The sequence below is a fragment of the Candidatus Cloacimonadota bacterium genome (assembly GCA_011372345.1).
Lineage (GTDB): Bacteria > Cloacimonadota > Cloacimonadia > Cloacimonadales > TCS61 > DRTC01.
On the sequence record DRTC01000512.1, the window covers coordinates 1 to 1519 of the forward strand.

The following is a 1519-nucleotide window of genomic DNA, read 5'->3' on the forward strand; positions in this document are numbered from 1 at the left end:
AGACAATACCGTTCTGAAAACCTGGACAAACCCGTTTCCGGAGACCAGCTTCAGAACATCGTAAAAGAAATTAAAATCCTTTTTGCGATCCGTTTTTTGCGTCAAAAATTATCCTTGTGTCCTATCTCCCAAATTCTAATCTGGAAATTTCAGGGTCAGGAATGTATTGCTTCAACGATTATCTCTGAAAAATATGGTTTTGTTGTTTTATAATCTCCCAGTGTTTCACATTCCTTTTAAAGAATTTTAAAACAAGGACTTATTTGTAACAGCTTTATGCAGGTTATCGCCGAAATACGGCACAAGTTGATTGATAAAAATTGTGAAAAATAGAAAAAAAGCAAATCTCATCCCGAGACTATTATTTTTTTTAGCTTTTCTTAGCATTGAATTCCATATTCTTGAATATTTCTCCAGCATCTTCTTTCTTCCCAGAATTTTAAGGTATCTTGCTTTGGGTTCGCTGCCTGCCATAGCGTTTTTTTTCGTTTTTATACTGGATATTAATTTTAGAAATAAACAATTTTTCGCAACTTATTTGCAATCTGTCTTTTCCCCACTTTTTTTGTTGATAGCGGTATCTATCGTCATCCTGCTTTTTATTTTCAATAAACTCCCGGATAGATTCATACCCGTAGAGCATAATTTGAGAATTTCGGCATCTTCCGGCAACGGATTAATTGTTAACTCCATCAAAAAAATTATTATGGAACCTCGGGAAGAGACAATAATGATTGATTGGGATCTAATCCGAAAGGCAAACCCGGATTTGGAATTCAAGAATAATGATATCTATATTTATAAGAATGAAGAGCTTGGCTACTCCAGCTTTTTTGCCGGCTGCATTCAGATTGAGGTTCGGCCAATTGGGAAGGGGGCAGTTGTACAAATTCAATTTGATAATAAATCCAAGAGTATGGAACTGGTTAAGAACAGCAATCATTCAGTGCCAATCACCCTTTGCTCAGAATCCAACTTTTTCAATCTTTCATGGAAATGGAAACTGATAGTCATCATATTCCATTCACTGGATATCATTTTCTTTACTTTTCTCATATTGAACATTTTTTTCTTGTTCTCAACAATACACAAAGTTCAAAATGGGAAAGCCGCCGGGTTAGAAATTTCGTTGGCAAGGAAAACGATAATATTTTTCATAGTCATTTCCTTGACTTTCCATATCCAATTTTTTATTCAGATCATCACAGATAACAATCCAAATATCCCAAAACCAATTTTTTATTCTTCCGGCTACAAAATGGAAGGCCTGTTCCTTGATTCCCGGCATCCAAAGAGTGTTATCGATTATGTATTATTCCTGATATTGGAAAAGAATCCTGAAATTAAAGAGATTTATATTCCTGAATCCGTACGATCCCTTTGCAATGTGGATGAGGAGAAACTTGACCAATGGATTCCCGTTGGGGTTACTGTCCTCAAGAAAAAACCCGAAACAGTTCAAGAAATTCAGGATAATGGAAATTGGCAGCAATATACGATAGAAAACAACTATGACACC

2 protein-coding genes are annotated in these 1519 nt (G+C 35.4%); one reads left to right on the forward strand and one right to left on the reverse strand.

Annotated elements, in window-relative coordinates; genetic code table 11:
* Positions 1 to 439: 439 nt before the first annotated feature.
* A complete protein-coding gene (locus tag ENL20_09835; GenBank protein HHE38857.1) occupies positions 440 to 643 on the reverse strand; it encodes a hypothetical protein in 204 nt (67 codons plus the stop codon).
* A gap of 87 nt (positions 644 to 730) precedes the next feature.
* Between ENL20_09835 and ENL20_09840 the strand changes: the two genes are divergently transcribed.
* A partial coding sequence (locus ENL20_09840) for a hypothetical protein (protein HHE38858.1) occupies positions 731 to 1519 on the forward strand: 789 nt, incomplete at its 3' end.

Coding starts and splice junctions, on each gene's coding strand:
- ENL20_09835 (HHE38857.1), bottom strand. CDS start 643: ATGCTCTACGGGTATGAATCTATCCGGGAGTTTATTGAAAATAAAAAG.